25 protein-coding genes are annotated in these 26,049 nt (G+C 74.2%); 13 read left to right on the top strand and 12 right to left on the bottom strand.

What is annotated here, in order from left to right; all coding sequences use genetic code 11:
- Window positions 1–245 precede the first annotated feature (245 nt).
- Window positions 246–377, bottom strand: coding sequence for a putative leader peptide (locus tag ACH4PY_RS16510; RefSeq protein WP_398182053.1), 132 nt, complete (start codon window positions 375–377; stop codon window positions 246–248).
- Between the two features lie 283 nt (window positions 378–660).
- Between ACH4PY_RS16510 and ACH4PY_RS16505 the strand changes: the two genes are divergently transcribed.
- The 6 genes from ACH4PY_RS16505 to ACH4PY_RS16480 all read left to right on the top strand — a co-directional run bounded on the left by ACH4PY_RS16505 (window position 661) and on the right by ACH4PY_RS16480 (window position 6,944).
- Entirely contained in the window at window positions 661–879 is a 219-nt protein-coding gene (locus tag ACH4PY_RS16505) for a putative leader peptide (protein ID WP_398182050.1), read from the top strand.
- A 206-nt stretch (window positions 880–1,085) separates the two neighbouring features.
- A complete protein-coding gene (locus ACH4PY_RS16500; protein ID WP_398182047.1) occupies window positions 1,086–2,294 on the top strand; it encodes an LLM class flavin-dependent oxidoreductase in 1,209 nt (402 codons plus the stop codon).
- Window positions 2,295–2,342: 48 nt separating this feature from the next.
- Entirely contained in the window at window positions 2,343–3,755 is a 1,413-nt protein-coding gene (locus ACH4PY_RS16495) for an NtaA/DmoA family FMN-dependent monooxygenase (RefSeq protein ID WP_398182044.1), read from the top strand.
- Window positions 3,752–4,858, top strand: a complete 1,107-nt coding sequence (locus tag ACH4PY_RS16490) for an LLM class flavin-dependent oxidoreductase (protein ID WP_398182041.1) — start codon at window positions 3,752–3,754, stop codon at window positions 4,856–4,858. The genes ACH4PY_RS16495 and ACH4PY_RS16490 overlap by 4 nt, the downstream gene beginning before the upstream one ends.
- 18 nt (window positions 4,859–4,876) lie before the next feature.
- On the top strand, window positions 4,877–6,016 hold the full coding sequence (locus ACH4PY_RS16485) for an LLM class flavin-dependent oxidoreductase (RefSeq protein WP_398182039.1): 1,140 nt from the start codon (window positions 4,877–4,879) through the stop codon (window positions 6,014–6,016).
- Between the two features lie 46 nt (window positions 6,017–6,062).
- Window positions 6,063–6,944, top strand: coding sequence for a DUF1684 domain-containing protein (locus tag ACH4PY_RS16480; protein WP_398182036.1), 882 nt, complete (start codon window positions 6,063–6,065; stop codon window positions 6,942–6,944).
- Between the two features lie 9 nt (window positions 6,945–6,953).
- On the opposite strand, the gene ACH4PY_RS16475 is transcribed toward ACH4PY_RS16480, so the two are convergent.
- The 6 genes from ACH4PY_RS16475 to ACH4PY_RS16450 form a co-directional block, all read right to left on the bottom strand.
- Window positions 6,954–8,300, bottom strand: a complete 1,347-nt coding sequence (locus tag ACH4PY_RS16475) for a Fic family protein (RefSeq protein WP_398182033.1) — start codon at window positions 8,298–8,300, stop codon at window positions 6,954–6,956.
- Window positions 8,301–8,355: 55 nt separating this feature from the next.
- On the bottom strand, window positions 8,356–8,778 hold the full coding sequence (locus tag ACH4PY_RS16470; RefSeq protein ID WP_398182030.1) for an SgcJ/EcaC family oxidoreductase: 423 nt from the start codon (window positions 8,776–8,778) through the stop codon (window positions 8,356–8,358).
- Between the two features lie 83 nt (window positions 8,779–8,861).
- Entirely contained in the window at window positions 8,862–10,130 is a 1,269-nt protein-coding gene (locus ACH4PY_RS16465) for an RNA polymerase sigma factor (protein ID WP_398182168.1), read from the bottom strand.
- 102 nt (window positions 10,131–10,232) lie between these two features.
- Complete coding sequence (gene dnaG, locus ACH4PY_RS16460; RefSeq protein ID WP_398182027.1) at window positions 10,233–12,152, bottom strand: DNA primase; 1,920 nt, start codon at window positions 12,150–12,152, stop codon at window positions 10,233–10,235.
- A gap of 53 nt (window positions 12,153–12,205) precedes the next feature.
- Window positions 12,206–12,661 (bottom strand): GNAT family N-acetyltransferase, encoded by a 456-nt coding sequence (locus ACH4PY_RS16455; protein ID WP_398182024.1) that lies wholly within the window; start codon window positions 12,659–12,661, stop codon window positions 12,206–12,208.
- Window positions 12,662–12,703: 42 nt separating this feature from the next.
- Entirely contained in the window at window positions 12,704–13,966 is a 1,263-nt protein-coding gene (locus tag ACH4PY_RS16450; RefSeq protein ID WP_398182021.1) for an NAD(P)/FAD-dependent oxidoreductase, read from the bottom strand.
- A 406-nt stretch (window positions 13,967–14,372) separates the two neighbouring features.
- Between ACH4PY_RS16450 and ACH4PY_RS16445 the strand changes: the two genes are divergently transcribed.
- The 5 genes from ACH4PY_RS16445 (at window position 14,373) to ACH4PY_RS16425 (ending at window position 18,732) form a co-directional block, all read left to right on the top strand.
- Window positions 14,373–14,792 carry a peptidase inhibitor family I36 protein gene (locus ACH4PY_RS16445; protein WP_398182018.1) on the top strand — a complete coding sequence of 140 codons (420 nt, stop codon included), beginning with the start codon at window positions 14,373–14,375 and terminating at the stop codon, window positions 14,790–14,792.
- Window positions 14,793–14,907: 115 nt separating this feature from the next.
- Window positions 14,908–15,648 carry a sirohydrochlorin chelatase gene (locus ACH4PY_RS16440; protein ID WP_398182015.1) on the top strand — a complete coding sequence of 247 codons (741 nt, stop codon included), beginning with the start codon at window positions 14,908–14,910 and terminating at the stop codon, window positions 15,646–15,648.
- A gap of 39 nt (window positions 15,649–15,687) precedes the next feature.
- Complete coding sequence (locus ACH4PY_RS16435; protein ID WP_398182012.1) at window positions 15,688–16,962, top strand: deoxyguanosinetriphosphate triphosphohydrolase; 1,275 nt, start codon at window positions 15,688–15,690, stop codon at window positions 16,960–16,962.
- Window positions 16,963–17,603: 641 nt separating this feature from the next.
- On the top strand, window positions 17,604–18,227 hold the full coding sequence (locus ACH4PY_RS16430) for a GntR family transcriptional regulator (RefSeq protein ID WP_398182009.1): 624 nt from the start codon (window positions 17,604–17,606) through the stop codon (window positions 18,225–18,227).
- A 13-nt stretch (window positions 18,228–18,240) separates the two neighbouring features.
- Window positions 18,241–18,732: an OsmC family protein gene (locus ACH4PY_RS16425; RefSeq protein WP_398182006.1), complete on the top strand. Its 492-nt coding sequence runs from the start codon at window positions 18,241–18,243 to the stop codon at window positions 18,730–18,732.
- Here ACH4PY_RS16425 and ACH4PY_RS16420 read toward each other — a convergent pair.
- The 5 genes from ACH4PY_RS16420 to ACH4PY_RS16400 form a co-directional block, all read right to left on the bottom strand.
- Window positions 18,722–19,288: a hypothetical protein gene (locus ACH4PY_RS16420; protein WP_398182004.1), complete on the bottom strand. Its 567-nt coding sequence runs from the start codon at window positions 19,286–19,288 to the stop codon at window positions 18,722–18,724. The two genes, ACH4PY_RS16425 and ACH4PY_RS16420, sit on opposite strands and share 11 nt — an antisense overlap.
- Window positions 19,289–19,410: 122 nt before the next feature.
- The gene (locus ACH4PY_RS16415) at window positions 19,411–20,259 is read right to left on the bottom strand and encodes a GH25 family lysozyme (protein WP_398182001.1); all 849 of its coding nucleotides are present in this window, start codon (window positions 20,257–20,259) and stop codon (window positions 19,411–19,413) included.
- 268 nt (window positions 20,260–20,527) lie between these two features.
- A complete protein-coding gene (locus tag ACH4PY_RS16410; RefSeq protein WP_398181998.1) occupies window positions 20,528–21,214 on the bottom strand; it encodes a vancomycin high temperature exclusion protein in 687 nt (228 codons plus the stop codon).
- A 97-nt stretch (window positions 21,215–21,311) separates the two neighbouring features.
- Window positions 21,312–22,223: a GlxA family transcriptional regulator gene (locus tag ACH4PY_RS16405; protein ID WP_398181996.1), complete on the bottom strand. Its 912-nt coding sequence runs from the start codon at window positions 22,221–22,223 to the stop codon at window positions 21,312–21,314.
- On the bottom strand, window positions 22,220–22,822 hold the full coding sequence (locus ACH4PY_RS16400; RefSeq protein WP_398181994.1) for a cysteine hydrolase family protein: 603 nt from the start codon (window positions 22,820–22,822) through the stop codon (window positions 22,220–22,222). Before ACH4PY_RS16400 ends, ACH4PY_RS16405 begins: the two co-directional genes overlap by 4 nt.
- A 240-nt stretch (window positions 22,823–23,062) precedes the next feature.
- On the opposite strand from ACH4PY_RS16400, the gene nirB reads away from it, so the two are divergent.
- Together nirB and nirD are read left to right on the top strand one after the other, a co-directional pair.
- A complete protein-coding gene (gene nirB, locus ACH4PY_RS16395) occupies window positions 23,063–25,657 on the top strand; it encodes a nitrite reductase large subunit NirB (RefSeq protein WP_398181991.1) in 2,595 nt (864 codons plus the stop codon).
- Window positions 25,654–26,028, top strand: a complete 375-nt coding sequence (gene nirD / locus ACH4PY_RS16390; protein ID WP_398181988.1) for a nitrite reductase small subunit NirD — start codon at window positions 25,654–25,656, stop codon at window positions 26,026–26,028. The genes nirB and nirD overlap by 4 nt, the downstream gene beginning before the upstream one ends.
- The last annotated feature ends 21 nt before the right edge of the window (window positions 26,029–26,049 follow it).

The following is a 26,049-nucleotide window of genomic DNA, read 5'->3' as shown; positions in this document are numbered from 1 at the left end:
GGCGGGTCCCGTCTGGTCGGGAGCACGGCGGCGCCGGGCCGCGTACGGCGGTGTACGGGCGTGCGCGCTGCCGGACGTGCGGCAGGGAGGGGCGGCGCGGAGCAGGAGGCGGGACGGCGCCCCGGACACGGGGGCCGCCCGCGGAGCCGGGGAGACCGGAGAAGGCGGTGCGGCCGCGAACGGGCGCCGTCACACAGGCGGCGGCGCCTGCGGGGAAAGCGGCCGGGCGGAGGGAGAAGTGCGGCTCAGACGGCCGGGCGGGCCACCGGACACAGGGCGCTGCTGACGCGGAGGAGGTCGACGTGCCGCCGCTCCACCCGGGCCGGGAAGGAGCCGCGGGGGTGCGTCGTGCGGTCGCGCTGCACTGCGGCGGCCATGGCTTCCCCTCGCTCTCTCGTCTCGACGCGCATCGCCCCGTACGCGGTACGGGGCCTGTGGGCCAGCACGTTAACGGGCAGTCGCCGTTCGGACAATCCCCTTCCCCGGCACCGGAGTCGAGAAGCGACGCACGTCACGTGCGGCGGAAGGGGATTGTGCGGGGCCGCGCGGCGGAGTTACGGTCGGGCGGAGGCCACAGGTGCCGCCAGGCAGCGGGCCGTCGAGGATGTGCACCGGACGCGGGCGAGACCCGTCCGGGCGACGGGGAGGGAGGCGGGAGCGATGCGGTCCACCCGGCGTACCCGCCCGGCCGCCACCAGCCCGACCGCCACGGCCCGGGCCGTCACCGTCCCGGCCGTCACGCCCTCCCGTCGCGCCGCCGCCACGTCCGCCGGGTGCACGCCGCCCGCGCTCGTGACGTACTCCCGGCGGCACATCGACCTGCAGCGTGTCGCCACCGCCCTGTGTCCGGGCCTGGCGAACGGCCGTTCCGGGGCCTGACCACCGGACCGCCGCGCGATCGGCGCCGTACGTCCGCGCCCGCGCCCGCCCCACCCCGCACCATCCCGTTCCCGGCCCCGCACGGCCCGGCCCCGCGTACCCCGCACCGGCGCACCCCGCGCCGTGACGCCGTACGCGGAGGCGGCCCGCGCCGCCGGTCCCCTCGCGATCCTCGCGCCCCTCCGAGCAGGAAGCGGTAACCGCCCATGCCCCGGAACCCCGACCACCTTCACCTGGCCGCCGCCCTGGACGGCGCCGGCTGGCATCCCGCCGCCTGGCGCGAGCCCGGCGCGCGGCCCGCCGACCTCTTCCGGGCCGGCTACTGGGCCGACCTGGCCGCGCGCGCCGAGCGCGGCCTGCTGGACCTCGTCACGATCGAGGACTCGCTCGGCCCGCAGACCGCCCCGCTCGCCGGTCCCGACGACCGCACCGACCTGGTGCGCGGGCGGCTCGACGCCGTGCTGACCGCGGCCCGGATCGCGCCGCTGACCCGGCACCTGGGGCTGGTGCCGGTCGCGGTGGTCACCCACACCGAGCCCTTCCACCTGTCGAAGGCCGTCGCCACGCTGGACCACGTCAGCACGGGGCGGGCGGGCGTGCAGGTCAGGGTGTCGCTGCGGCAGGACGAGGCCGCGCACTTCGGGCGCCGTGACCTGCCCGGCATCTCCTCGGTCGCCGAGCTGGAGTCACCCGCCGGACAGGCCCTGTTCCGCGAGCTGTTCGGGGAGGCGGCCGACGCGGTGGAGGTGGTGCGGCGGCTGTGGGACAGCTGGGAGGACGACGCGGTGATCCGCGACGCGACCACCGGCCGCTTCGTGGACCGCGGCAAGCTGCACTACATCGACTTCACGGGCGACCACTTCAGCGTCAAGGGCCCCTCGATCACCCCACGCCCACCGCAGGGCCAGCCGCTGGTGGCGGCGCTCGCGCACGCCGCCGAGCCCTTCCGGCTCGTCGGCACCTCCGCCGACCTGGGCTTCGTCACCCCGCACGACACCGCGCAGGCCGCCGCGACCGTCGCGGCGATCCGTACCGCGCAGGAGGACGCCGGGCGCGGCGGCGAGACCGTGCACGTCTTCGCCGACCTGGTGGTCTTCCTGGACGCCGAGCCGGGCCGGGCCGCCGAGCGCCGGGCCCGGCTGGACGCCGCGCTCGACGCCCCCTACCAGAGCGACGCCCTGGTCTTCGCCGGGACGCCCGCCGAACTCGCCGACGTGCTCCAGGACTTCGCCACCGCCGGGCTCACCGGCTTCCGGCTGCGCCCGGCCGAACTGCCCCACGACCTGGACGCGATCACCGAAGGGCTGGTCCCGGAGCTGCAGCGGCGCGGTGCCTTCCGCACCGCGTACGGGGCCGACACCCTGCGCGGCCTGCTCGGGCTGCCGCGCCCGGCGAGCCGCTACGCCGCCGTCTGACCCGCGACCCCGCCCGCCCGCACCACCCCCCTTGGAGGGCCACCCGCCATGAGCACCGCGCCCGGCAGCCGCACCGAGTCCGGCAAGCCCCGCAAGCAGATCCACCTCGCCGTGCACTTCCCCGGCGTGAACAACACGACCGTGTGGAGCGACCCGGCGGCCGGCAGCCAGATCGACTTCGCCTCCTTCGTCCACCTCGCCCGTACCGCCGAACGCGCCAAGTTCGACTTCCTCTTCCTCGCCGAGGGCCTGCGGCTGCGCGAGCAGGCCGGGAAGATCTACGACCTGGACGTGGTGGGCCGCCCCGACACGTTCACGGTGCTGGCCGCGCTCGCCGCCGTCACCGACCGGCTCGGCCTGGCCGGCACGATCAACTCGACCTTCAACGAACCGTACGAGGTGGCACGGCAGTTCGCGTCCCTCGACCACCTCTCGGCGGGCCGCGCCGCGTGGAACGTCGTGACGTCCTGGGACGAGTTCACCGGGGAGAACTTCCGCCGCGGCGGCTACCTCGCCCGCGAGGACCGCTACACGCGGGCCACCCAGTTCCTGACCGCCGTCACGGCGCTGCTCGACTCCTGGCGCGGCGACGAGGTCGCCGCCGACAAGGAGTCCGGGACCTTCCTGCGCGACCCGGACGCCGGGCGGTTCGCCCACCGGGCCGACCAGTTCGACATCCGCGGGCGCTTCAACGTGCCGCGCAGCCCGCAGGGCCGGCCGGTGATCTTCCAGGCGGGCGACTCCGACCAGGGCCGGGAGTTCGCGGCCTCCGGCGCCGACGCGATCTTCACCCGGCACGGCACGCTGGAGGCGGGCAAGGCCTTCTACGCCGACGTCAAGGGCCGGCTGGCGAAGTACGGCCGCTCCCCCGACGAGCTGCTGATCCTGCCCGGTGTCACCTTCGTGCTCGGCGACACCCCGGCCGACGCCGCCGAGAAGGCCGACGTCATCCGCCACCAGCAGGTCAGCGGGCCCACCGCGATCGCCTTCCTGGAGCGGGTGTGGAACCGCGACCTGAGCGGCTACGACCCGGACGGCCCGCTGCCGGACGTCGAGCCGCTGTACGAGGGCGAGCTGATCGCCCGCGGGCGCGCCGACGCCCGCGGCCAGGAACTGCTGGAGACCGTGACGCGGTGGCGGGAGACCGCCGAACGCGACAAGCTGTCGATCCGCGAGCTGGTCATCGCCGAGACCGGCCGCCAGTCCTTCATCGGCACCCCGCAGCAAGTGGCCGCGCAGCTCGACGACTTCGTGCAGGCCGACGCCAGCGACGGCTTCATCCTGGCGCCGCACCTGATCCCCGGCGGCCTCAACGACTTCGCCGACACGGTGGTGCCGCTGCTCCAGGAGCGCGGCGTCTTCCGCACCGAGTACACCGGCGAGACGCTGCGCGACCACCTGGGGCTGCCGCCGCTCCCCCCGGTGGCGGGGGGCCTGCGCACGGTGGAGGCGGCGTCGTGAAATTCCTCGCCATCACCCTGATCGTGCACGCCCCGCACCCCGTGACCGGCGAACTGCCCTCGACGCAGGAGCGCTTCCGGGAGGTGGTCGACAACGCCCTGCTGGCCGAGGAGCTGGGCTTCGACGGCTTCGGCGTGGGCGAGCGGCACGAGCGGCCCTTCATCTCCTCCGCCCCGCCGGTGGTGCTCAGCCACCTGGCCGCCCTCACCTCCCGCATCCGGCTCTTCACCGCCGTGACGACACTGAGCCTGCTGGACCCGGTCCGGGCCTACGAGGACTACGCCACGCTGGACCATCTGTCGGGCGGACGGCTGGAGTTGATCGTCGGCAAGGGCAACGGCAGCGCGCAGCGCGAGCTGTTCGACGTCACGACGGAGGACCAGTGGGCGCGCAACGCCGAGAGCTACGCGCTCTTCCGGCGGATCTGGCGCGAACGCAAGGTCACCGCGCAGCCGCGCTTCCGCCCCGCGCTGGAGGAGGCCGAGGTGTGGCCGGAGCCGTACCAGCAGCCGATCCGGATCTGGCACGGCAGCGCCACCAGCCGTGAGTCGGTGGACCTCGCCGCCCGCTACGGCGACCCGCTGTTCTCCGCGAACGTCACCAACCCCATCGAGCCGTACGCCGAGTTGGTGCGGTACTACCGGGAGCGCTGGGCGCACCACGGGCACGACCCGGCGCTCGCCACGGTCGGCGCGGGGTCCGCGGGCTACTACGCCGCGCGTACCTCGCAGGAGGCCGTCGCCGCCTACCGGCCGGTGTTCGAGGGCCGCCTGGCCTTCCAGAAGCGGCTGGGCGTCGAACCGGTCTTCGCGACCCTGGAGGACTTCGTGGAGCGCAGCTCCGCGCTGATCGGCAGCCCGCAGCAGGTCGTCGAGAAGGTGCACCGCTACCACGAGCAGTTCGGCCACAGTGTGCTGCACCTGCACGCGGACGCGGACGGCCTCACCCAGGCGCAGCACCGCGACGCGCTGGAGCTGTTCCAGGCGGAGATCGCGCCCGTGCTGCGCAAGGAGATCCCCGACCCGCCGTGGCCCTGGGCCCCGGCCGGGCTGCCGGACGCCCCCGGCTCCCCCGACCACGCCGACGCGGCCCCCGCCGCCTGACCGACAAGGAGCGCCGCCGTGGCACCCACCCCGCTCGCCGTCCTCGACCTCGTCCCGATCCCGTCCGGCTCCACCGCGCCGCAGGCGCTGCACAACAGCATCGATCTGGCCCGGCGCACCGAGGAGTTCGGCTACGCCCGCTACTGGTTCGCCGAGCACCACCTCAACCCCGGCGTGGCCGGCACCTCCCCCGCGGTCGTGCTCGCCCTCACCGCCGCCGCGACCCGCACCATCCGGCTCGGCTCGGGCGCGGTGCAGCTCGGGCACCGCACCGCGCTGGCGACCGTCGAGGAGTTCGGGCTGCTGGACGCCCTGCACCCGGGCCGCTTCGACCTCGGCCTCGGCCGCTCGGGGGCGCGCGGCGCGCCGGGCGACGCCCCCAAGGTCGCGGTGCCGGCGGGCGGCGGCACCCCGCCCCCGGTCGTCGAGGGCCGCGCCCCGAACGGCCTGCGCATACCGGCCCGGTTCGCCCCCGAGCGCCTACTCGCCTCCCCCCGCTTCGTCCTGCACCAGAAGCTGCTGACGCTGCCGGGCGCCCAGCCCCAGCCCTACGACGAGCAGATCGCCGACATCCTCGCGCTGCTCGCCGGGACGTACGTCGGCGCGGACGGCGTGCCCGCGCACGTCGTGCCCGGCGAGGGCGCCGACCTCCAGCTGTGGATCCTCGGCAGCAGCGCGGGCGTCAGCGCGCGGACGGCGGGCGCGAAGGGCCTCCGGTTCGCGGCCAGTTACCACGTCAGCCCGGCCGGCGTGCTGGAGGCGGTGGAGGCCTACCGGGCCGCCTTCGTGCCGTCCGCCGAGCTGGAGCGCCCGTACGTGAGCGTGTCGGCGGACGTGGTCGTGGCCGAGGCGAAGGCGCGGGAGCTGGCGTCCGGGTACGGGCTGTGGGTGCACAGCATCCGCAGCGGCGCGGGCGCGATCCCCTTCCCGACCCCGGAGCAGGCCGCCGCGCACGTGTGGCAGCCGGAGGAGCGGGAGCTGGTCGCCGACCGGATCGAGACGCAGTTCGTCGGCAGCCCGCGGCAGGTCGCCGACCAGCTGGAGACGCTGCGCGACGCGACCGGCGCCGACGAGCTGATCGTCACCACCATCACCCACGACCACGCCGACCGGGTGCGGTCCTACCAGCTGCTCGCCGAGGAGTGGCAGCGCCGCTGACACCCCCGGCCCCCGTACGTCCCACCACCACGACCAGGAAGACACCATGAGCGCATCCGCACAGCCCGCCACCGCGTCCACCGCGACCGCCGCGACCGCCGCGACCGCCGACCGGGCGGCCTTCGCCGAGGAATGGCAGGAGTGGCACCGGCAGAAGGACGAGACGTTCGCCGGCCCGCACGGCTTCCTCGCCATCACCAGCCTCAACTGGCTGGACGAGAACCCCACCCGCTTCCCCGACGCGCCCGGCCTGTGGTCCAGCACCGCGGAGGGCGTGACCGTCCAGCTCGACGCGGACGAGGAACTGCTGCTGGACGGCGAGGTGCTGCGCGGCCGCCACGACTTCGGTGTCCTGGCCGAACGCTCCAGCGTCTACCCCGCCGCCGGGGACGCGGTGTTCGAGGTCGCCAAGCGCGGCGGCCACGACATCCTGCGCCCCCGGCACCCCGACAGCGAGCTGCGGCAGTCCTTCACCGGCACCCCCGCCTACGACCCCGACCCGCGCTGGGCCGTGCCCGGCCGCTACGAGGCCTTCGCGACGCCCCGCCCCACGACGGTCGGCGCGGTCGTGGAGGGCCTGGAGCACGTGTACGACGCCGTGGGCCGGGTCGACTTCGCGGTCGACGGCACCTCCTACGCGCTGACCGCGTTCGAGGGCGCCGCCCCCGGCACGCTCCACATCCTCTTCACCGACGCCACCTCGGGCGTCACCACCTACGCCGCCAACCGGTCGCTGTCGGTCGCCGCCCCGGACGCCGAGGGCAACGTGGTGCTCGACTTCAACCGCGCCACCAACCTGCCGTGCGCCTACACCGACCTCGCCACCTGCCCGCTGCCGCCCGCCGAGAACCGCCTCGCGCTGTCCGTCGAGGCGGGCGAGCTCATCCCGACGGTGCCCGCGGCGGCCACCCGCTCCGTCCCTGCCTGAGGCCCGCGCTCATCCCGCCGCCGTGGCGTGTCCCGCGACCAGGTCCGCGAGGCGTCTGCCCTCCCCCTCGGCGTCGGCGAACACGGTGAGTCTTCTGATCAGGTCCACGTCCGCGAGCTGGACGCCCTCGCGGGCGAGGACGAAGACCAGGGCGAGGAAGGCGCAGCGGGCGTTGCCGTCGTCGAAGGGGTGGAAGAAGCAGATGTCGAGGTGGGCCCGCGCCGCCCGCGCGGGCAGCGGCGGGGCGCCCACGCTGTCGGCGGCGCTCTCGGCCAGGCACGCGTCCAGCCGCGCCCGGGTGCCGGGACCGATGCCGTAGCGCTCCCGGCCGCCCTTGGCGAAGGCGGGGAGGGTGCGGAAGGCGGGCGGCCGCGGGGTGCCGAGGACGTGCTGCTGCCAGCGGGCGAGCAGGCCGGTGTCGAGCCGGGCGCCGCGCGCCGCGTCGGCCCGCACCAGGCGGAGGGCGGCGGCCAGGCCCTCGGCCCGGTCCGGGTCGATGAGGGCGTCGAAGGTGCGGAAGTGCTCCGCCGCGCCGTCCCGTCCCGGGGTGGCGGGGCCGCCCGGACCGATGTCCCGCACGTCCGCCCAGCGCTCGGCCGCGCGGACCTCCAGCCAGCGCGCCAGGTGGTCGGGCGGCTCCGCGGCGGGGGCGGGGGCGTCCTGCGGGCGCAGCGGCGCGGTCAGCCGCGCGGCGACCTCGTCGGCGGTCGCCGGGTCGGGCCCGCACCAGCTGTGGAAGCGTCCGCCCACGGCCTGCTCGACCAGTTCGGCGGCGCGCGCGTCCGCCACCTCCCACCGGGTCAGGTACCAGCGCAGCACCTGGCGGCAGTGCCCGTACCAGCCGCTGGCGCCCTCGGTGCGGTCGCCCACCTGGAGGATCAGGGCGCGCGCGGTGCGCTCCCACAAGATGCGCTGGTCGTCGATGTCGGCGAGCCGCAGCGGGTAGGCCTCGAAGCGCCAGGCCAGGTTCTCCAGCCAGTCGCGCCACTCGCGCAGCGCCTCGGCGACCACGGCGAGTGTCTCGTCCGGGTCCTCGCGGATCGAGTCGGCGGCGTGGCACCAGGCGGAGACGGGGCCGCCGTCGAACTCGGCCTCGCCGATGCCCCAGCACCAGCCGGCGGCCCAGCGGCCGTAGTGCCGCGCGAGGCCGTAGGTGAGGGCGTCCGACCACGTCTTGGCCTCCGCCCGCCAGGTGCTGTCCAGGTGGTCGAGCCCGCGCAGGCGCGGGTGGACCGGTATGCGGCGGGCGGCGGTCAGGGACCGTACGACGTCGTCGGCGGACGCGCTGTCGAAGGGGTGCCGGGCGGGGTCCACGTCGTCCCAGCTCAGCAGGCGGGGCACCCAGGGGTGTAGCACGCCCGCCAGTGTCCGCGCCGGCCCCGTGCCCGGCAACCGGATTTGCGCCGCCGCCTCAGCCGGCGGCCGGGCTGCTGTGGTAGGCCTCGATCAGCCATGTGCCGGTGTGGCGGGCGAGCACCCAGGTGACCGACTCCCGCTGTTCCGGGGCCGGTTCGTCCTGGCCGGGGGCGAGCGTGGCACTGACGGTGTGGACGAGGGCGACGTCCGGGGTGACCAGGCGGACGTCCCGGACGTCGTGGACGCGCCGGGTGCCGCGCAGCGGGCCCGCGAAGGCGGTGGTCATCGCGGCCTCGATCCGCGCGCGCCCGGTCAGCCGGGTGCCGGGCAGGACCACGGTCGCGGCGGGGGCGTAGGGGGCGGCAAAAGCGGCGCCGTCGCCCGCGGCCCAGGCGAGGGAGACGGCGTGGAAGAGGGCGCGGATCGCGGTGTCGTCGGCGGTGCTCACCGGTCCGGCCGGAGTCGTGCTGCTGTTCATGGCGGGTCCTCCCGTGACGTTCGCTGCTGTCATGGATGAAGACCCGCCGGGCGGCGGAAATTCGTCGGGTCCGGCCGGGCCCGTCAGTCGAGGTAGCCGCGGAGCTGGTCGGCGAAGGTGTGGTCGCGGAGTTTGTTGAGGGTCTTGGACTCGATCTGGCGGATGCGTTCGCGGGTCACGCCGAACAGGCCGCCGATCTCCTCCAGGGTGCGCGGGCGGCCGTCGGCGAGGCCGTAGCGGAGCTGGACGACACGGCGTTCGCGCTCGCCGAGGGTGGACAGGACCGCCTCCAGGTGCTCACGCAGCAGCAGGAAGGCGGCCGTCTCGACGGGGGAGACGGCGTCGCCGTCCTCGATGAGGTCGCCGAGGGCGACGTCGTCCTCCTCCCCGACCGGGGCGTGCAGCGAGACCGGTTCCTGGGCGAGCCGCAGCACCTCGCCGACGCGTTCGGGGGTGATGTCGAGCTGCGCGGCGACGTCCTCGGCGGTGGGTTCGTGGCCGCGCTCCTGGAGCAGGCGGCGCTGGACGCGGATGACGCGGTTGATCAGTTCGACGACGTGGACGGGCACGCGGATCGTGCGGGCCTGGTCGGCGAGCGCGCGGGACATGGCCTGCCGGATCCACCAGGTCGCGTACGTCGAGAACTTGTAGCCGCGGGTGTAGTCGAACTTCTCGACGGCCCTGATCAGGCCGAGGTTGCCCTCCTGGACGAGGTCGAGCATCGTCAGGCCGCGTCCGATGTAACGTTTCGCCACCGAGACCACCAGCCGCAGGTTCGCCTCGATGAGCCGCCGCTTGGCCACCCGGCCCAGCACCACGATGCGGTCCAGGTCCACCGCGAGCCGCGAGTCCAGCGCGGGGAAGGCGGCGAGCTTCTCCTCGGCGAAGAGCCCCGCCTCGACCTGCCGGGCCAGCTCCACCTCCTGCTCGGCGGTGAGCAGCGGGATGCGCCCGATCTCCCGCAGGTACTGGCGGAAGAGGTCGGCCGACGGGCCCGCCGGGTCCGCGCGCGGGCGGGCCGGGAGCGGCACGCCGACCGCCTCGCCCTCGTCGTACGGCGCGGCGCCCGGCTCGCCGTCCGCCGGATGCGGCTCCGGGCCCGGGCCCTGGCCCTGGCCCGCCGCCCGCTGCTCCGGCACCCGGGCACCGGCCCCGGCGGCGGGCGGGGCGTCCGGCGGCGGATCGGGCACCGGGGTGAGCAGCGGCCGCGCGGGCGGCACCGGAATCTGCGCCTGGGGGTGAGTGTGCGTCTGCACGGAATCGACCTCCGCGGTGAGCGCGACATTGGGCTCTGCAGCGGGCTCGGAGAGGCTCGGGAGTGGCGCCGAGGCGGGCTCTGGGCCGTCCTTCAGTGTGGCGCACACACCGCTCCCGCCACGAGGGTCGTGCGGGCGGTTTTTCGGTTTTCCGTCACGCTTCGCGTACGGTCCGACACGCCCTCCGGAACGCGCCGGTCAGAGCGCCGCGGCCCCGTGGCCGCGCAGCCGCTGGCCGTACTGCTGGAGCGCCCACAGCTCGTTCTGCGCGGCGACGAACTCGGCCGCGTCCTCGCGCACGCCCTGCGCGTTCAGCCGGGCCTGGGTCGCGAGGACCTGGGCGACGCGCCGCTCCACCGCGTTCATCCGCACCCGCACCAGCACCTCGCCCGCGTAGAACTCCGGGCTCTTGTGCATGACCGGCTCCACCGCCAGCTCGGTGACCATCATCCGCACCGCGTCGTCGGGCGCCAGCTCCCGTACCCGGGTGAGGAATTCGGCGTCCGCGAACTCCACCCCGCCCGCCTCGGCGATCACCCGGCGGACCTGCGCGTACGGCGGGCCGGTGAACTCGTCCTCGCCGTAGGCGTCGAAGGCGGGCGCGACGAGCGCGGGGAACTGCAGGGCCAGCTTGAGCAGTTCGCGCTCCAGGCGGTGCGCGGGGCTGCGCAGGTCCAGGCGGGGGCCGCGCGGCACGTTCTGCGGCGGGCCCGCCGGGCGCCGCTCGGGGCCGGGCCGCCCCGCGAAGTCCGGCCGTACGGGGGCGCCCTGGCCCGCGGCGCGGGCGCGGGCCAGCGCCCGTACCCGGCGGATGACCGACTGCTCCTCGGCCTGCGTGGCCATGCCCGCCATGCCGAGCAGCCGGATCGCGTAACGGTCGCGCAGCGCCTGGTTCTTGATCGCCGCGACGACCGGCACCGCCGCGTCCAGCGCCGCGACCCGGCCCTCGTCGGTGTCGAGGTTGTAGCGCGAGACGATCGAGCGCAGCGCGAACGCGAACAGCGGGGTGCGCCCCTCGATGAGCCGCTGCACCGCCGAGTCGCCCTCGGCGAGCCGCAGTTCGCACGGGTCCATACCGCCCGGGGTGACCGCGACGGACGTCTCGGCGGCGAACTTCTGGTCGTCCTCGAACGCCCGCAGCGCGGCCTTCTGGCCCGCCTCGTCGCCGTCGAAGGTGAAGACGACCTCGGAGGTGGCGTTGTCCATCAGCAGCCGGCGCAGGATCTTGATGTGGTCGCCGCCGAAGGACGTGCCGCATGTCGCGATGGCGTTCGTCACCCCGGCCAGGTGGCACGCCATGACGTCGGTGTAGCCCTCGACCACGACCGCGCGCCCGGTCCTGGCGATCTCCTTCTTGGCCAGGTCGATCCCGTAGAGGACCTGGGACTTGCGGTAGAGCGGGGTCTCGGAGGTGTTCAGGTACTTCGGCCCCTGGTCGTCGTCGCGCAGCTTGCGCGCGCCGAAGCCGATCACCTCACCGGTGATGTCCCGGATCGGCCAGATGAGCCGCCCGCGGAAACGGTCGATCGCGCCGCCCCGGCGGCTCTCCAGCGCCAGCCCCGCGGTGATCAGCTCGCGGTCGGAGAAGCCCTTCCCGCGCAGGAAGCGCACCAGCGCGTCCCACCCGGCGGGCGCGTAGCCCACGCCGAAATGCCCGGCGGCGGCCTGGTCGAAGCCGCGCGCGGCCAGGAAGCGGCGGGCGATCTCCGCCTCGGCGCCCGCGAGCTGCTCGACGTAGAAGGCCGCGGCGGCACGGTGCGCCTCGACCAGCCGGATCCGCTCGCCCTGCTGGCGGCCGGGGACGTGCCCGCCCTCCTCGTACCGCAGGGTGATCCCGGCCTGCCCGGCGAGCCGCTCCACGGCCTCGGTGAAGGACAGGTGGTCGACCTTCATGACGAAGGCGAGCGTGTCGCCGCCCTCGCCGCAGCCGAAGCAGTGGAAGAGCCCCTTGGACGGGCTGACCTGGAAGGACGGCGTCTTCTCGTCGTGGAAGGGGCACAGGCCCTTCAGATTGCCGCCGCCGGCGGACTTCAGCTGGAGGTACTCGGAGACGACCGCGTCGATCGGGACGGCGTCGCGTACCGCCTTCACGTCTTCGTCCCTGATCCTGCCCGCCACGCCAGAAGTCTACGGCCCGGCTCGGACAGCTCGGGACGCCGCCGCGGCGCGGCTCAGTCGCGCAGCAGGTCCTTGGTCACGAAGTCGTAGTGCAGACCGCTCGGTTCCAGCAGGAACTCCTCGCCGACGCGTTCGAAGCCCATGTGCCGGTAGAAGTCGGTCGCCGAGGTACGGCCGTGGCACCAGGCCAGGGCCGCGCCGCGGGCCGCGCACTCGCGCAGCCCCGCGGTCAGCGCGGCGCCGCCGAAGCCCTGGCCGCGGACCTCGGGAGCGCTGCCCATGCCGCGGAAGCGGTAGGCGGTGGCCGCCTCGCCGGGGAAGGGATCGGGGAAGAAGGTGGCGCAGCCGCGGACCGCGCCCGTCTCGTCGTAGGCGGCTATGTGGAAGGTGCCGGGGAGCGCGTCCTCGGGATAGACGGCCGTCTCGCGCGGCAGCCCGGTACGCAGCACCGCCCAGCGCAGCGCGAAGATCTCCTCGACCGCGACGACGGCGGTACGCGAAACGGACATCGTGACTGTCCCTCCTGGCCAGGCCCGGGTCGCCCCGGTGGTCTATTCCAGGAACGAGGGTAGCGGCACGGTCGGATCGGACAGGGCCTCGGGGTCGACGGCCCGGCCGGAGCGGATGAGCTGCTGGATGGGCTCGGTCACGTCCCACACGTTGACGTTCATGCCCGCCAGGACCCGGCCCTCGCGCAGCCAGAAGGCGATGAACTCCCGCTTGCCGACGTCCCCGCGGCACACCACCTGGTCGTACGTCCCCGGTGCGGCGTACCCGGAGAACTCCATCCCCAGGTCGTACTGGTCGGAGAAGAAGTACGGCACCCTGTCGTACGTCACCTGCTGCCCGAGCATGGCGCGGGCGGCCGCCGGGCCGCCGTTCAGCGCGTTCGCCCAGTGCTCGACGCGCAGCCTGCGGCCCAGCAGCGGGTGCTCGGCGTTGGCGACGTCGCCGGCCGCGAAGATGTGCGGGTCGGAGGTGCGCAGGGAGGCGTCCACCGCGATCCCGCCGCCCTCCTCGCGCGGCGCCAGCGCCAGGCCCGCGACCTCCGCGAGGGCGGTCCGCGGGGCCGCTCCGATCGCGGCGAGCACGTCGTGCGCCGGGTGCTCCTCGCCGTCGTCGGTGACCGCGGCCAGCACCATGCCGTCCTGGCCGGTGATCTCCGTGAGCTTCGCGCCGAAGTGGAAGCGGACCCCGTGCTCGGTGTGCAGGTCGGTGAAGACCGCGCCCAGCTCGGGCCCGAGCACCCCGTGCAGCGGCGTCGGGTCCGGCCCCACGACGGTCACCTCGGCCCCGTAGCCGCGGGCCGCCGCCGCCACCTCCAGGCCGATCCAGCCCGCACCGGCGATCACCAGGTGGCCGTTCTCCCGGCCCAGCGAGGTCAGCACGTGCTTGAGCCGGTCGGCGTGCGCGAGCCGCCGCAGGTGGTGCACCCCGGCGAGGTCGGTGCCCGGGATGTCCAGGCGGCGCGGTTCGGAACCCGTCGCGAGCAGCAGCTTGTCGTAGGGGAGGGTGGTGCCGTCGCCGAGGCTGATGCTGCGGGCGTCCTTGTCCAGGTGCACCACCGGCTGCCCCAGGTGCAGCTCGACGTCGTGCTCGGCGTACCAGCCGGGCTGCTGCACGAACGCGGAGTCGCGCTCCGCGCCGCCGGTGAGGTAGCCCTTCGACAGGGGCGGCCGTTCGTAGGGGTGGTCGCGCTCGTCGCCGATCAGTATCACCCGGCCGGTGAAACCCTCGGAGCGGAGCGTCTCCGCGGCTTTCGCCCCGGCGAGCCCCGCTCCGACGATCACGAAGGTCTGGTGTGCGTCCACCACTGTGCGCCTCCCCTGCCGGTCTTTCCTTATACGCGAGCGTCCCTCACGGCGGGGCCGTCGGGAAGTGCGCCGCGCCGAACGATCATTGTGACCGCTCACGCCCCGGCCTGCTCCGGGGGTCCCCCGCCGGACCGCTCCCCCGGGGCCTGCGGGGGCGGGTCCGGGCCTCCGGTTCCGCGCGGGGCGTCCCGGGCGGGGCGGATGTGTTGCACCCCGCGGGGGGTGAGAAACGCACCGGGGAAATCCTTGACGAAACATGGTTGTCGCCGTGCGCCCGGCCACCCTACGATCGGCACGCCGGGGGACGGCCATGCGCATTCATGGCCTCTTTCCGTCAGCGTTCCAGCAGCGTTCCAGCAGTTTTCCGTCATTTTGTCGTGCACGGTGGACACGGGGAGGAAAGAGAATGCGCATCAAGGTCGGACGCCGCACCGCTCAGGCGGTGGCAGTGGGTGCCCTGACGATCGGCGCGACGGCGCTGGCGACCGGGGGCGCGCAGGCGGTCACGCCACCCGGCGGGGCGGCGACGTGCCCGAGCAATTCCGTGTGTCTCTATTACAATTCGCCGGAGAACGGCTGGGGAGCCTTCGAGCATTTCTCCCCCGGACAGCACGGGCTCGACCTGTCGCGTTTCAAGTTCACCAATCACGGGAACACCGGCAACGGCTACGGCTACGTCATCGCCATGAACGCCGCGTCCATCGTCAACAACACCGACCACTTCGTGAACGTCTACGTTCCGGCCGGCTACTACGTGCATTACGAGGCGCATTACGCCGGGAACCTCAACACCGCGTACAACTGGGACGTCGCCATGGACACCTGACGGTCCCCGGCAGGCACCACCCTCACGCCGCCCGCGCGGGCGGCGTGAGGCGGGGGCAAAGCGGCGAGACCCACGGGACATCCCGGAGCAACCCGCAGGGGGCATCCTCGTAGGTATGAGGACGACACAGCGGCCCACGCTCGTGGCAGTGGCGCACGGCAGCCGGGACCCCCGGGCGCTGCCCGCCGTACGGGCGCTGGTGGAGCGGGTCCGGGCCGCCCGGCCAGGACTGGACGTACGGCTCGGGCACGTCGAGCTGGACGAGCCGCTGCTCGGCGACACGCTCGGCGCGCTGCGCGGGCCCGCCGTGCTCGTCCCGCTCCTGCTGAGCCGCGGTTTCCACGTCAAGCACGACCTGCCCGCGGCGCTCGCGGCCGCCCCCTGGGTGACGGGGACGGTCGCGGCGCCGCTCGGGCCGCACCCGCTGCTCGCGCAGACGCTGCACGACCGGCTGCGGGCCGCGGGCTGGTCGCGCGCCGGGCAGGCGGTCGTACTCGCTGCGGCCGGATCGCGGGACCCGCAGTCCGCGGTGGACACCGCCCGCGCCGCCGCCCTGCTCGAAGGCCGCCTCGGCGTCCCCGTCACCCCCGCGTACGCCTCCGCGGCGGCGCCCACCGTGCCGGACGCGGTCGACGCGCTCGCACACCGGGGCATCGCCCGCGACAAGATCGCCGTCGCCTGCTACTTCACCGCACCCGGCCGCTTCGCCACCCAGACCGCCGCCGCCGCGCCCTGGATCGCCGCCGAGCCGCTCGGCGCACACCCGGCGACGGCCCGCCTGGTCCTGCACCGCTACGACCAGGCCGCCGCGGAACTGCCGCGCACCGGCTCGCACCGGCTCGTCCGTACCGCCTGAACTCCCCGCTCACCGCGCCGGGCGGTTACCGTCGGCCCTATGGAGAGCCATGACGCCCGCAGCGACGGCTACCGGGCCGCCGACACCGAGCGGTACGTGCCCGAGCCCGACAAACGCCCCGGCCGGACCGCCTTCCAGCGCGACCGGGCCCGCGTCCTGCACTCCGCCGCGCTGCGCCGCCTCGCCGGAAAGACCCAGGTCGTCGACCCCGGTGTCAGCTCCGGCACCGTCCCCGACACCAGCCCGCGCACCCGGCTGACACACTCGCTCGAATGCGCGCAGGTCGGCCGCGAACTGGGCGCGGCCCTCGGCTGCGACCCCGACCTCGTCGAGACCGCGTGCCTCGCCCACGACCTCGGCCACCCGCCCTTCGGGCACAACGGCGAAATGGTCCTCGCCGAGTTCGCCGCCGACTGCGGCGGCTTCGAGGGCAACGCGCAGAGCCTGCGGCTGCTCACCCGCCTGGAGCCCAAGCGCTTCGCGTCGCCCGACGTCAGCGTCGGCCTCAACCTCACGCGCGCCGCGCTCGACGCCGCCACGAAGTACCCCTGGCCGCGCGGGGCCCGCCCGGGCGACCCCGGCAGCCCGAAATTCGGCGTCTACGAGGACGACCTCCCCGTCTTCCGCTGGGCCCGCGAAGGCGCCCCCGAAGGCCGCCAGTGCTTCGAGGCCCAGGTCATGGACTGGTCCGACGACGTCGCCTACTCCGCCCACGACCTGGAGGACGGCCTCCAGGCCGGTCACATAGACCCCCGCGCGCTGCACTCCGCCCCCGAACGCGCCGACGTCTTCGACTGCGCCGCCACCCGGTACGCCCCGCCCGGCACCGCCCCCGACGAGCTGGCCGACGCCCTCGACCGCCTCCTCGCCCAGCCCTGGTGGCCCGACCACTACGACGCCACCGCCCTCGCCCAGGCCCGCCTCAAGGACGCCGCCTCCCAGCTCATCGGCCGCTTCTGCCTCGCCGCGGAGGGCGCCACCCGCGAGCGCTACGGCTCCGCGCGCCTCACCCGGTACGCCGCGGAGCTCGTCGTCCCGCGTGAGCAGCGGCTGGAGTGCGCGGTGCTCAAGGCTGTCGCCGACCGGTACGTCATGCAGCGCGCCGCCCAGGCGAGGCGGCGCGCCGAGCAGCGCGTCGTCATCGCCGAGCTGGCCGCGGCGCTGCTCGCCCGAGCGCCGGAGGGGCTCGATCCGCAGTTCGCCGCGTTGTTCGCGGCCGCGGGGGACGATCGCGGCCGGTGCCGCGTGATCGTCGACCAGATCGCGTCCCTCACGGACGCGGCGGCGACGACTCTGCACGCACGCTTGAGCTGAGCGCTTCGCTCTGCGTGGTGCGGTTTCGCTGTGCGACGTTGCGGTGGGTGGGGGGTTGCTCGCGCAGTTTCCCGCGCCCCTGGGTGGTTGCCCTTTGCGGTGGCCGGGCGCCTTTCCCCCGGTGGGGGCTTGTCGCGCAGTTCCCCGCGCCCCTGGTTGTTGCCCGGCGGGGCATCGCGCTTCCCCTCCGGGGGGTGGGGTCGGGTGCCGCCACGGGGCACCTCCTCGGAATGCGCCTTCACCCTCTTCCCGAGTTGGTGAGGTACTGACAAGCGCATTCCTGCGGGGGCACCCCGCACCGTCCCCCTCCGGGGAGGTTCGGCGGCTGCCTGCCGGTGGGGGTGATGTGCACGGGGTGCGGGCACCCGTTTTTCCACGGCGCCGGGCGCCGGCGCGTGGGACGGCACCCGTTTTTCAGGGGCGCGGGGAACTGCGCGACAAGCCACGACGGCGGGACGATCGCGAACACCACCGCAACAGGCATCCCGAGGCGTAAAGGGGCTGCCTGGGGGTACCCCCAGGCGAAGTTCTGGGGGAGAACGGAGCGACCAGCCCACCACCGGGGGAAGGTCGCGCGGCGGGCCGCAGGAGGCAACGTGGGGCGAACCCTCATTGCATACAGTGCATGCAATACTGGGGGCGTGCAGCAGACGGAAGAGGCCCGGGCGCGCCTGCGGGCGATGATCGTGGGTGGGGAGTACGCCGCGGGGCAGCGGCTCACGGAGACGCAGGTGGCCGCCGCGCTGGAGATGAGTCGGACGCCGGTGCGTGAGGCCCTGCGGGGGCTCACCGCGGACGGGCTGGTCAGGAGCGCCGGGGGCCGCGGCGTCGTGGTGGCGGCCCTGGACGCCGCGGCGCTCCGCGACACGTACCGGGTGCGCGCCGCGCTGGAGGCGCTGACCGCGGAGCTCGCCGCGGAGCGCCAGGCCGCGGGCCTGATCGCCCCGGCGGAGCTGGTCGCGCTCGCCGCGGAGGCGGACCGTACCGAGGAGGCGACCCTCGCGGGGCGTCTCGCGGAGGCGGTGCTGCTCAACCGCGCTTTCCACACCCGTGTCGCGGCCCTCGCCGCGAACGCCCCTGCGCAGGCGGCTCTCGACCGGCTGTGGGACCAGATCGTGGTCTCGACGCGCGCGTCCCTCGATCCTCCGCACCGTCCCGCGCAGGTGAACGCCCAGCACCGTGAGCTGGTGTCGGCGATCATCGCGGGGCGGGCCGCGGACGCCGCCGCGGTCGCGCGGCAGCACGTACTCGACACCTGCGGCTGAAAGGGCCCTCACCATGGCGTCAGCGAATGCGCACTCCTACCGCACCGATCTCGTGTGGACGGGCAACACCGGTACGGGTACGAGCAGTTACCGGACCTATGAGCGCGGTCACGAGGTGTCGGCGCCGGACGCGCCGGACGTCCCGGTGCTGCTCGGGTCGGCGGATCCGTTCTTCCGCGGGGACAAGTCCCGGTGGAATCCGGAACTGCTGCTGCTGGCGGCGCTGTCGCAGTGCCACATGCTGTCGTATCTGAGCCTGTGCGCGGTCAAGGGCGTGACGGTGACCGCGTACACGGACCGCGCCGAGGCCACGATGCGGCAGACCCCGGACGGCGGCGGCCACTTCACGGAGGCGGTGCTGCACCCGGTGGTGGAGGTCGCGGACGCGGAGTCCGCGGCGCTCGCGGCCGAGCTGCACGAGCAGGCGCACCGGGTGTGTTTCATCGCGAACTCGGTCAACTTCCCCGTGCGGCACGAGGCTTCGCCGGTGGTCGTCAGCGGGTGAAGAGTGTCGCCCAGGTTCCGCCGCCCTCGCCCTCGTCGAAGTCCGTGCCGGGCCAGAGCTGTTCGCACTCGGCGGCGGCCGCGCGGATCGCGGCGCCGCTGAGGTCGATGCTGCCGCCGGGTTCGCCGGGTTCGCCGACGGTCACGGTGACCGGTCCGTCCGGTGGCAGCGGGTGGACCCAGTAGCGGGACTCCCACAGCGCGTTGTTGCCGCTGCCGCCGAGTTCCATGAGGGTGCGCGGCCCGAGGTCACTGCGGCCGAACTCCGCCGGGCGGCCGTGCAGCGGGCTGCGGTGGACGCCGCCGTCGGGGTAGGAGACCGCGACGCGCACCGCGTCCGGCCGTGGCTCGTGCCAGGTGGGGCGTGGCCGGCCGGGACCGCGGACGACCCGTACGGCGAAGTCGAAGCCGTTGGGGAAGGCGCGTACGGAGCCGACCCACACGGCGACGGCGCCGGTCCGCAGGGCCACTCCGCCGCCGGGTACCCCGACCGGCAGGACGTCGCCCGGCGGGGGTTCCCCGCCGACGGGACTCGGGACCGCGCCGCGCATGTCCATCGCCCCACTGTCGCACGGGGAACGGCGGTGTTCAACGCTCCGTCAGATGAGGTGGGTTGCCCCGCGGGGCGCCCCGGCGTCGTGCGCCAGGGGGGCGCCCCGCGGGCGGAACGGCCCCGGGGTCAGGGGGTGTTGTTGGCCAGGGCGAGCAGGCGGTCGGCGCCGGCACTGAAGCGGTCGCGGTCGACGGCGCCGGAGATGCCGGACACCGAGCCGGAGTCGCTGTACTGCCAGAACGTCCAGAACGGGAAGCCGCTCGGGATCGTCGGGCTCGCGGCGGTCGTCCAGTGCGCGACCCACAGCGGGCTCTTGGCGGACATGCCGCCCCAGCCGCCGGTGCAGCTGTTCCACCAGCTCGGGCTGGTGTAGATCACGACGTCGCGCTTGGTATTGGACTTGTAGGTGTTGTAGAAGTCCAGGATCCAGGACTGCATCGACGCGGCGGACTTCCCGTAGCAGCCGCCTTCGAGGTCGAGCATGCCGGGCAGGGTGAGGTTGTCGGCGGACCAGGCGCCGCCGTGGGTGGCGAAGTAGGTGGCTTGCGCGGCGCCGCTGGAGAGGTCGGGGCGGGCGAAGTGGTAGGCCCCGCGGATCACCTTGGCGTTGTAGGCGTTGAGGTAGTTCGCGTTGAAGTTCGGGTCCTTGTAGTCGGTGCTCTCGGTCGCCTTGATGTAGGCGAACTGGATGCCCGCGGACTTCACCGACGACCAGTTGATGGAGCCCTGGTAGTGCGAGACGTCGATACCGGCGGGGTAGCTGGCGTCGGGCGACATCACCAGGTCGTCACCGGCGGGCGCGGCGAGCTGCCCCTTGGTGTCCTGGGCGTAGCCGGCGCCCATGTAGCCCTGGCCGAGCGGGATGTTGTTGCCCTTCGAGACCTTGGCCTGGGCGGTGGCGGGCGCGGCACCGGCGGTGCCGGCCGAGAGGGTGGTGGCGAGCGCCACGCTCGCCCCCACCGCTGCGATCGCCATCAGATTCCGGGTACGGGGAAGCATCGCTTTCCTCCTGAGCGCGTCTGTGTGGCACGGAACACGGGCGTGCTGTTCGCTGCGGATCGTCGACCGCGGACGTGGCGTTGTTGTGAACGCGTCATGAGTGAGACATGAAGTGTCCTGTGACGTAAAGGGGTTGCGGACAACCAGCAGAGGTCTTGACCACACTGCGCGCGGCGGGCGTGCGAGGGTGTCGCAACGCGCGTAGAACTTTCACCGCCGTGAAAGTCCCGCGGGCCCCGCCGGGTCACCCGGCCGGGGCCTCCAGGGCCCGCGTCACACCCGGCTCCTTCGGGCCGAGGAAGCGCGGGGAAGGGTGCAGGGTCGCGTCCACCGCCGCCTTGCCCGCGGCGAACAGCTCGCGGGCGCCGCCCGCGTACCACGTCCTGTCGTGCGGCTCGTCGACACCGACGCCGTACACGGTCAGTCCCGCCGCCTCGCACAGTGCGAGGGCCCGCCGGATGTGGAAGTCCTGGCTCACCAGGATCGCCCGCTCGACCCCGAAGACGCGTCTCGCGCGGCTGCACGAATCCCAGGTGTCGAAACCGGCGTCGTCCACGACGACGCGGGACGCGGGCACGCCGTGCCCCACCAGGTACGTCCGCATGGCGCCCGGCTCGTCGTACGTCGTACGGCTGTTGTCGCCCGTGACCAGCAGCACCCGCACCTTGCCCGCCCGGTAGAGCGCGAGGGCGGTGTCCAGCCGGTGCGCGAGGTACGGCGAGGGGTGGCCCGCCGGGGTCAGGCCCGCGCCGAACACGACGCCCACGGGGGCGGACGGCACGTCCGCGAGATCCCGCACCCGCCCGCTGCCCGCGAGCTGCACCCACACGGCGGGAAGCAGTGCGACCGTGCACAAGCCCGCGGCGGCCTGCACGAAGCGCCGCTGCCCCTTCCGTGTCCGCAGCCCCCGCGCCCACGCCCTGAGCCCCATCCGGTACCCCCTCACCCCTCCTGACGTCGCTTTCGCCCTCCGGGTTGCGCCCCGGTGCGCGAAAGTCGGCGGCACCCGGCCCGGAGCGCCAGCGCGCTCACTCCGCCGTACGCGAGCGCAGGCGGCGGAGCATGCGGGCGTCCTGGAAGCCGACGGAGCGGGCGGCGGATTCGACGGTGGCGCCGCGCGCGATGAGGTGCTCGGCGCGTTCGATGCGCAGCTCCTGCTGGTAGCGCAGCGGGGTGAGCCCGGTCGCGGCGGTGAAGCGGCGGGTGAGGGTGCGTTCGCTGAGGCCTGCGGCGGCGGCGAGGTCGGCGAGCGCGAGCCGGGCGGTGAAGCGCGCGTCCAGGACGTCCTGGACGCGGTGCACCGCGTCGCTGACGTGCCCGCGGTGCCGCAGCATCGCGCTCGCCTGCTGGTCGTCGCCGTTGCGCCGGGCGTAGACGACCATCTGCCGGGCGACGCGCGCGGCGGCGCCCGGTCCGTGCCGCACGGCGACGAGGTGCAGCGCGAGGTCGATGCCGCTGGCGATCCCGGCGGAGGTGACGACGCGCCCGTCCACGACGTACAGCACGTCGCGGACGACGTGGGCGCGCGGGTAGCGGCGGGCGAGTTCGTCCTGGAGGTCGTGGTGGGTGGTGCAGCGGTGGCCGTCGAGGAGTCCGGCGCGGCCGAGCGCGTCGGCTCCGGCGCAGATGCTGGCGACGGTGCCGCCCGCGGCGTGGTGGGCGTGCAGCCAGCGCAGGGTGGCGGGGGTGAGGTCGCCGTTGTCGCGCAGGCCGTGCGAGCGCCAGCCGGGGACGACGACGAGGTCGTCCCGGGTGAGCGCGGGCAGCAGGGGGTCGGCGCGCAGCACGACCCCCTGCGCGGTGGGGACGTCTTCCTGTTCGGCCGCGTAGTGCAGGGTGTGGCCGAGTCCGTGGTCGGCGGCGGTGGAGAAGACCTGCGCGGGCCCGGCGAGGTCGAGCAGGTGCAGCTGCGGTACGAGCAGGAAGACCACCCGGGTCACGATCCGGTCAGCTCCTTGAGGGTCGTCACGGTGGCGAACCGTCCGGCGAGCGCGTACTCGGTGCGGGCGATGACGTCCGCGGGCAGCAGCGTACGCGGATCGGCGAGCACCTCGGCGAGGGGCCGTCCGGCGGGCGCGTCGCGGTGCTCGATCGGCTCGGTGGCGGTGGCGTCGGTGACGAAGGTGACGTCGTAGCCGAGGTCGGAGGCGAGCCGGGTGGTGGTCTCGACGCACTGCTCGGTGCGGATGCCGCAGGTGACGAGGGCGCGGATGCCGCGTTCGGTGAGGATCTGCTGGAGGTTGGTGGTGGTGAAGGCGTTGTGCGCGGTCTTGGTGAGCAGCGGTTCGCCGTCCCGGGGGTCGAGGCCGTCGATGAGCCGGACGTGGCCGCCCGCGGGGTCGAAGACGGTGCCGGTGCCGGGCTCGGCGTGCAGCACCCACACGACGAGGTGGCCGCGCCCGCGGGCGTGGTCGACGAGCGCGGCGACCTTGGCGGCCACGTCGGGGTCGGAGGCGGCCTGCCAGCTCTCGCGCTGCCGGAAGGACTCCTGGACATCGATGACGAGGAGGGCGGTGGGCACGGTGTCGGTGTGTGTCATGGCTCGATCCTCTGCCGCCGGGGAGCGCCGCCGCCAGACACGATCATGACCGGTGGCGGAACGATCCGGTCAGCGCCGTACGGGTCCTGCCCGCACCCCGCCCGCACCCTCCCTCACCCGCTCACAGCCGCCGCGGAGAGCGGATGAGCGCACCGTTCCCTTCGGGTAATGGCGGGGATCCGGGTGGGTAACAGCCGCGGCCCACCGTGGTGGCACGGGCGACGACGGAAGGTTCTGACCATGGCTGCCACTCCCGCTACCGCGGACACACCGGACACCACGATCGTGCTCGTCGGCCACGGCATGGTCGGCCAGCGTTTCCTGGAGGCGCTCGCGGACCGGGGCGTGACGCGGTGGGCGCGGGTCGTCGTGCTGTGCGAGGAGTCCCGCCCGGCGTACGACCGCGTCCACCTGACGTCGTACTTCTCCGAGGGCGCGCGCCCGGAGGACCTGTCGATGGTCGAGGACGGCTTCATGGCGCGGCACGGCATCGAGCTGCACGTGGGCGATCCGGCGGTGGCCGTGGACCGCGACTCGCGTACGGTGAAGGCCCGTTCGGGGCTGGTGGTGCGCTACGACACGCTGGTGCTGGCGACCGGCTCGTACCCGTTCGTGCCGCCCGTCCCCGGCAAGGACGCGGCGGGCTGCTTCGTCTACCGCACGATCGACGACCTGCTGGCGATCGAGGCGTACGCGCAGGGCGTGACGAGCGGCGCCGTCGTCGGCGGCGGGCTGCTGGGCCTGGAGGCGGCGGGCGCGCTCAAGGGGCTCGGACTGGACACGCACGTCGTGGAGTTCGCGCCGCGGCTGATGCCGGTGCAGGTGGACGAGGGCGGCGGGGACGCGCTGCGGCGCCGCGTCGAGGGCCTGGGGGTGAGCGTGCACACGGGGGTCGGCACGCAGCGTGTCACCGTCGGCGGGGCGGGCCGGGTGGCGGGCATGGAACTGTCCGACGGCTCCGAACTCCCGGTCGGCATGGTGGTGTTCTCGGCGGGCGTGCGGCCGCGCGACGACCTGGCGCGGGAGTGCGGGCTGCCGGTCGGCGAGCGCGGCGGGATCGTGGTCGACGAGCAGTGCCGTACGCCCGCGGACCCGGCGGTCTTCGCGATCGGCGAGTGCGCGCTCGCGGCGGACGGGCGGGTGTACGGGCTGGTCGCGCCCGGCAACGAGATGGCGGAGACGGCCGCGCGGACCATCGCGGGCGCCGCCGGTGCCTTCACCGGCGCGGACCTGTCGACGAAGCTGAAGCTGCTCGGCGTGGACGTCGCGAGCTTCGGCGACGCGCACGGCGCCACGCCGGGCTGCCTCGACGTCCGCTACTCCGACGCCCGATCCGGCGTCTACCGCAAGCTCGTGGTGGCCGAGGACGGCACGCTGCTGGGCGGCGTCCTGGTCGGCGACGTCGAGTCGTACGGGGTGCTGCGGCCGCTGACCGGCTCGGTGCCGCCGGTGGCGCCCGAGCACCTGGTGGTCCCGGCGGGCGCGGGCGCCCCGGTCGCGCTGGGACCGGCCGCGCTGCCGGACGAGGCGGTCGTGTGCAGCTGCAACAACGTCACCAAGGGCGCGATCCGCTCGGCCGTCACCGACCACTCCTGCACGGGTGTGCCGGAGGTGAAGAAGTGCACCAAGGCCGGTACGAACTGCGGCAGTTGCCTGAAGGTGCTGGGCCAGCTGGTGGACGCCGAGCTGGAGGCGTCCGGCGTCGCGGTCGACAAGGGCCTGTGCCCGCACTTCGCGCAGACCCGCGCCGAGCTGTACGAGATCGTGCTGGCGCTGCGGATCTCCTCCTACCGCGAACTGCTCGACGGGCACGGGCGGGAGGGTGCGCGCGGCGGCGAGGGCTGCGAGACGTGCAAGCCGGCCGTCGCCTCGATCCTGGCGTCGCTGGCGCCCACGGTCGGGGCGAGCGTGCACGTCCTGGAGGGCGAGCAGGCGGCGTTGCAGGACACCAACGACCACTTCCTCGCCAACATGCAGAAGAACGGCTCCTATTCGATCGTGCCGCGCATCCCCGGCGGTGAGATCACCCCCGACAAGCTCATCGTGATCGGCGAGGTGGCCCGCGACTTCGGCCTCTACACGAAGATCACCGGCGGCCAGCGGATCGACCTCTTCGGCGCACGGGTCGAGCAGCTCCCGCTGATCTGGGCCCGGCTGGTGGACGCGGGCTTCGAGTCGGGCCACGCGTACGGCAAGGCGCTGCGGACGGTGAAGTCCTGCGTCGGGCAGACGTGGTGCCGCTACGGCGTGCAGGACAGCGTGCGGATGGCGATCGACCTGGAGCTGCGCTACCGGGGCCTGCGCTCGCCGCACAAGCTCAAGTCGGCGGTGTCGGGCTGTGCGCGCGAGTGCGCGGAGGCGCAGAGCAAGGACTTCGGGGTCATCGCGACCGCGAACGGCTGGAATCTGTACGTCGGCGGCAACGGCGGCGCCACCCCGCGGCACGCCGACCTGCTGGCGCAGGACCTGTCGGACGCCGAACTCGTCCGGCTCGTCGACCGCTTCCTGATGTTCTACATCCGCACCGCCGACCGGCTGGAGCGCACCAGCGTGTGGCTGGAGCGCATCCCCGGCGGCCTGGACCACGTACGCGACGTCGTCGTGCACGACTCGCTGGGCATCTGCGACGAGCTGGAGGCGCTGATGGCCGCGCACGTCGCCGGTTACCGCGACGAGTGGGCCGACACCATCAACGACCCGGAGCGGCTGAGCCGCTTCGTGTCCTTCGTCAACGCCCCGGACACCCCCGACCCCACGGTCCGCTTCGTCCCCGAGCGCGGCCAGATCAAGCCCGAGCCTGTGCTCCTGAGCCTCACGGAAACGGTGACCGCATGACCGCCACGACCGACCTCACGTCCGCACTGCCCGCCGCCGCGCCCTGCGGCACCGTCGAACTGCGCACCGCCCAGGGCTGGTTCGCCGTCTGCCCGGCGCAGGCTCTGCAACCCGGCCGCGGAGTGGCCGCGCTGCTGCCCGACGGGCGGCAGGCCGCGCTCTTCCGCGACCGCGCCGGGCGCCTCTACGCGATCGGCAACGTCGATCCCTTCACCGGCGCGTCGGTGCTCAGCCACGGGCTGCTCGGCTCGGCGGACGGCCGCCCGTACGTCGCCTCGCCGCTGCTCAAGCAGCGCTTCGACCTCGCGGACGGGCGGTGCCTGGACGACGACGCGGTGGCCGTGGCCAGTTACCCGGTGCGGGTGAGCTGACCACGGCCCCGTACGGCGGGC

The organism is Streptomyces sp. NPDC021224 (assembly GCF_044332905.1).
Taxonomy (GTDB): domain Bacteria; phylum Actinomycetota; class Actinomycetes; order Streptomycetales; family Streptomycetaceae; genus Actinacidiphila.
This window is presented reverse-complemented; position numbering and strand designations above follow the sequence as displayed.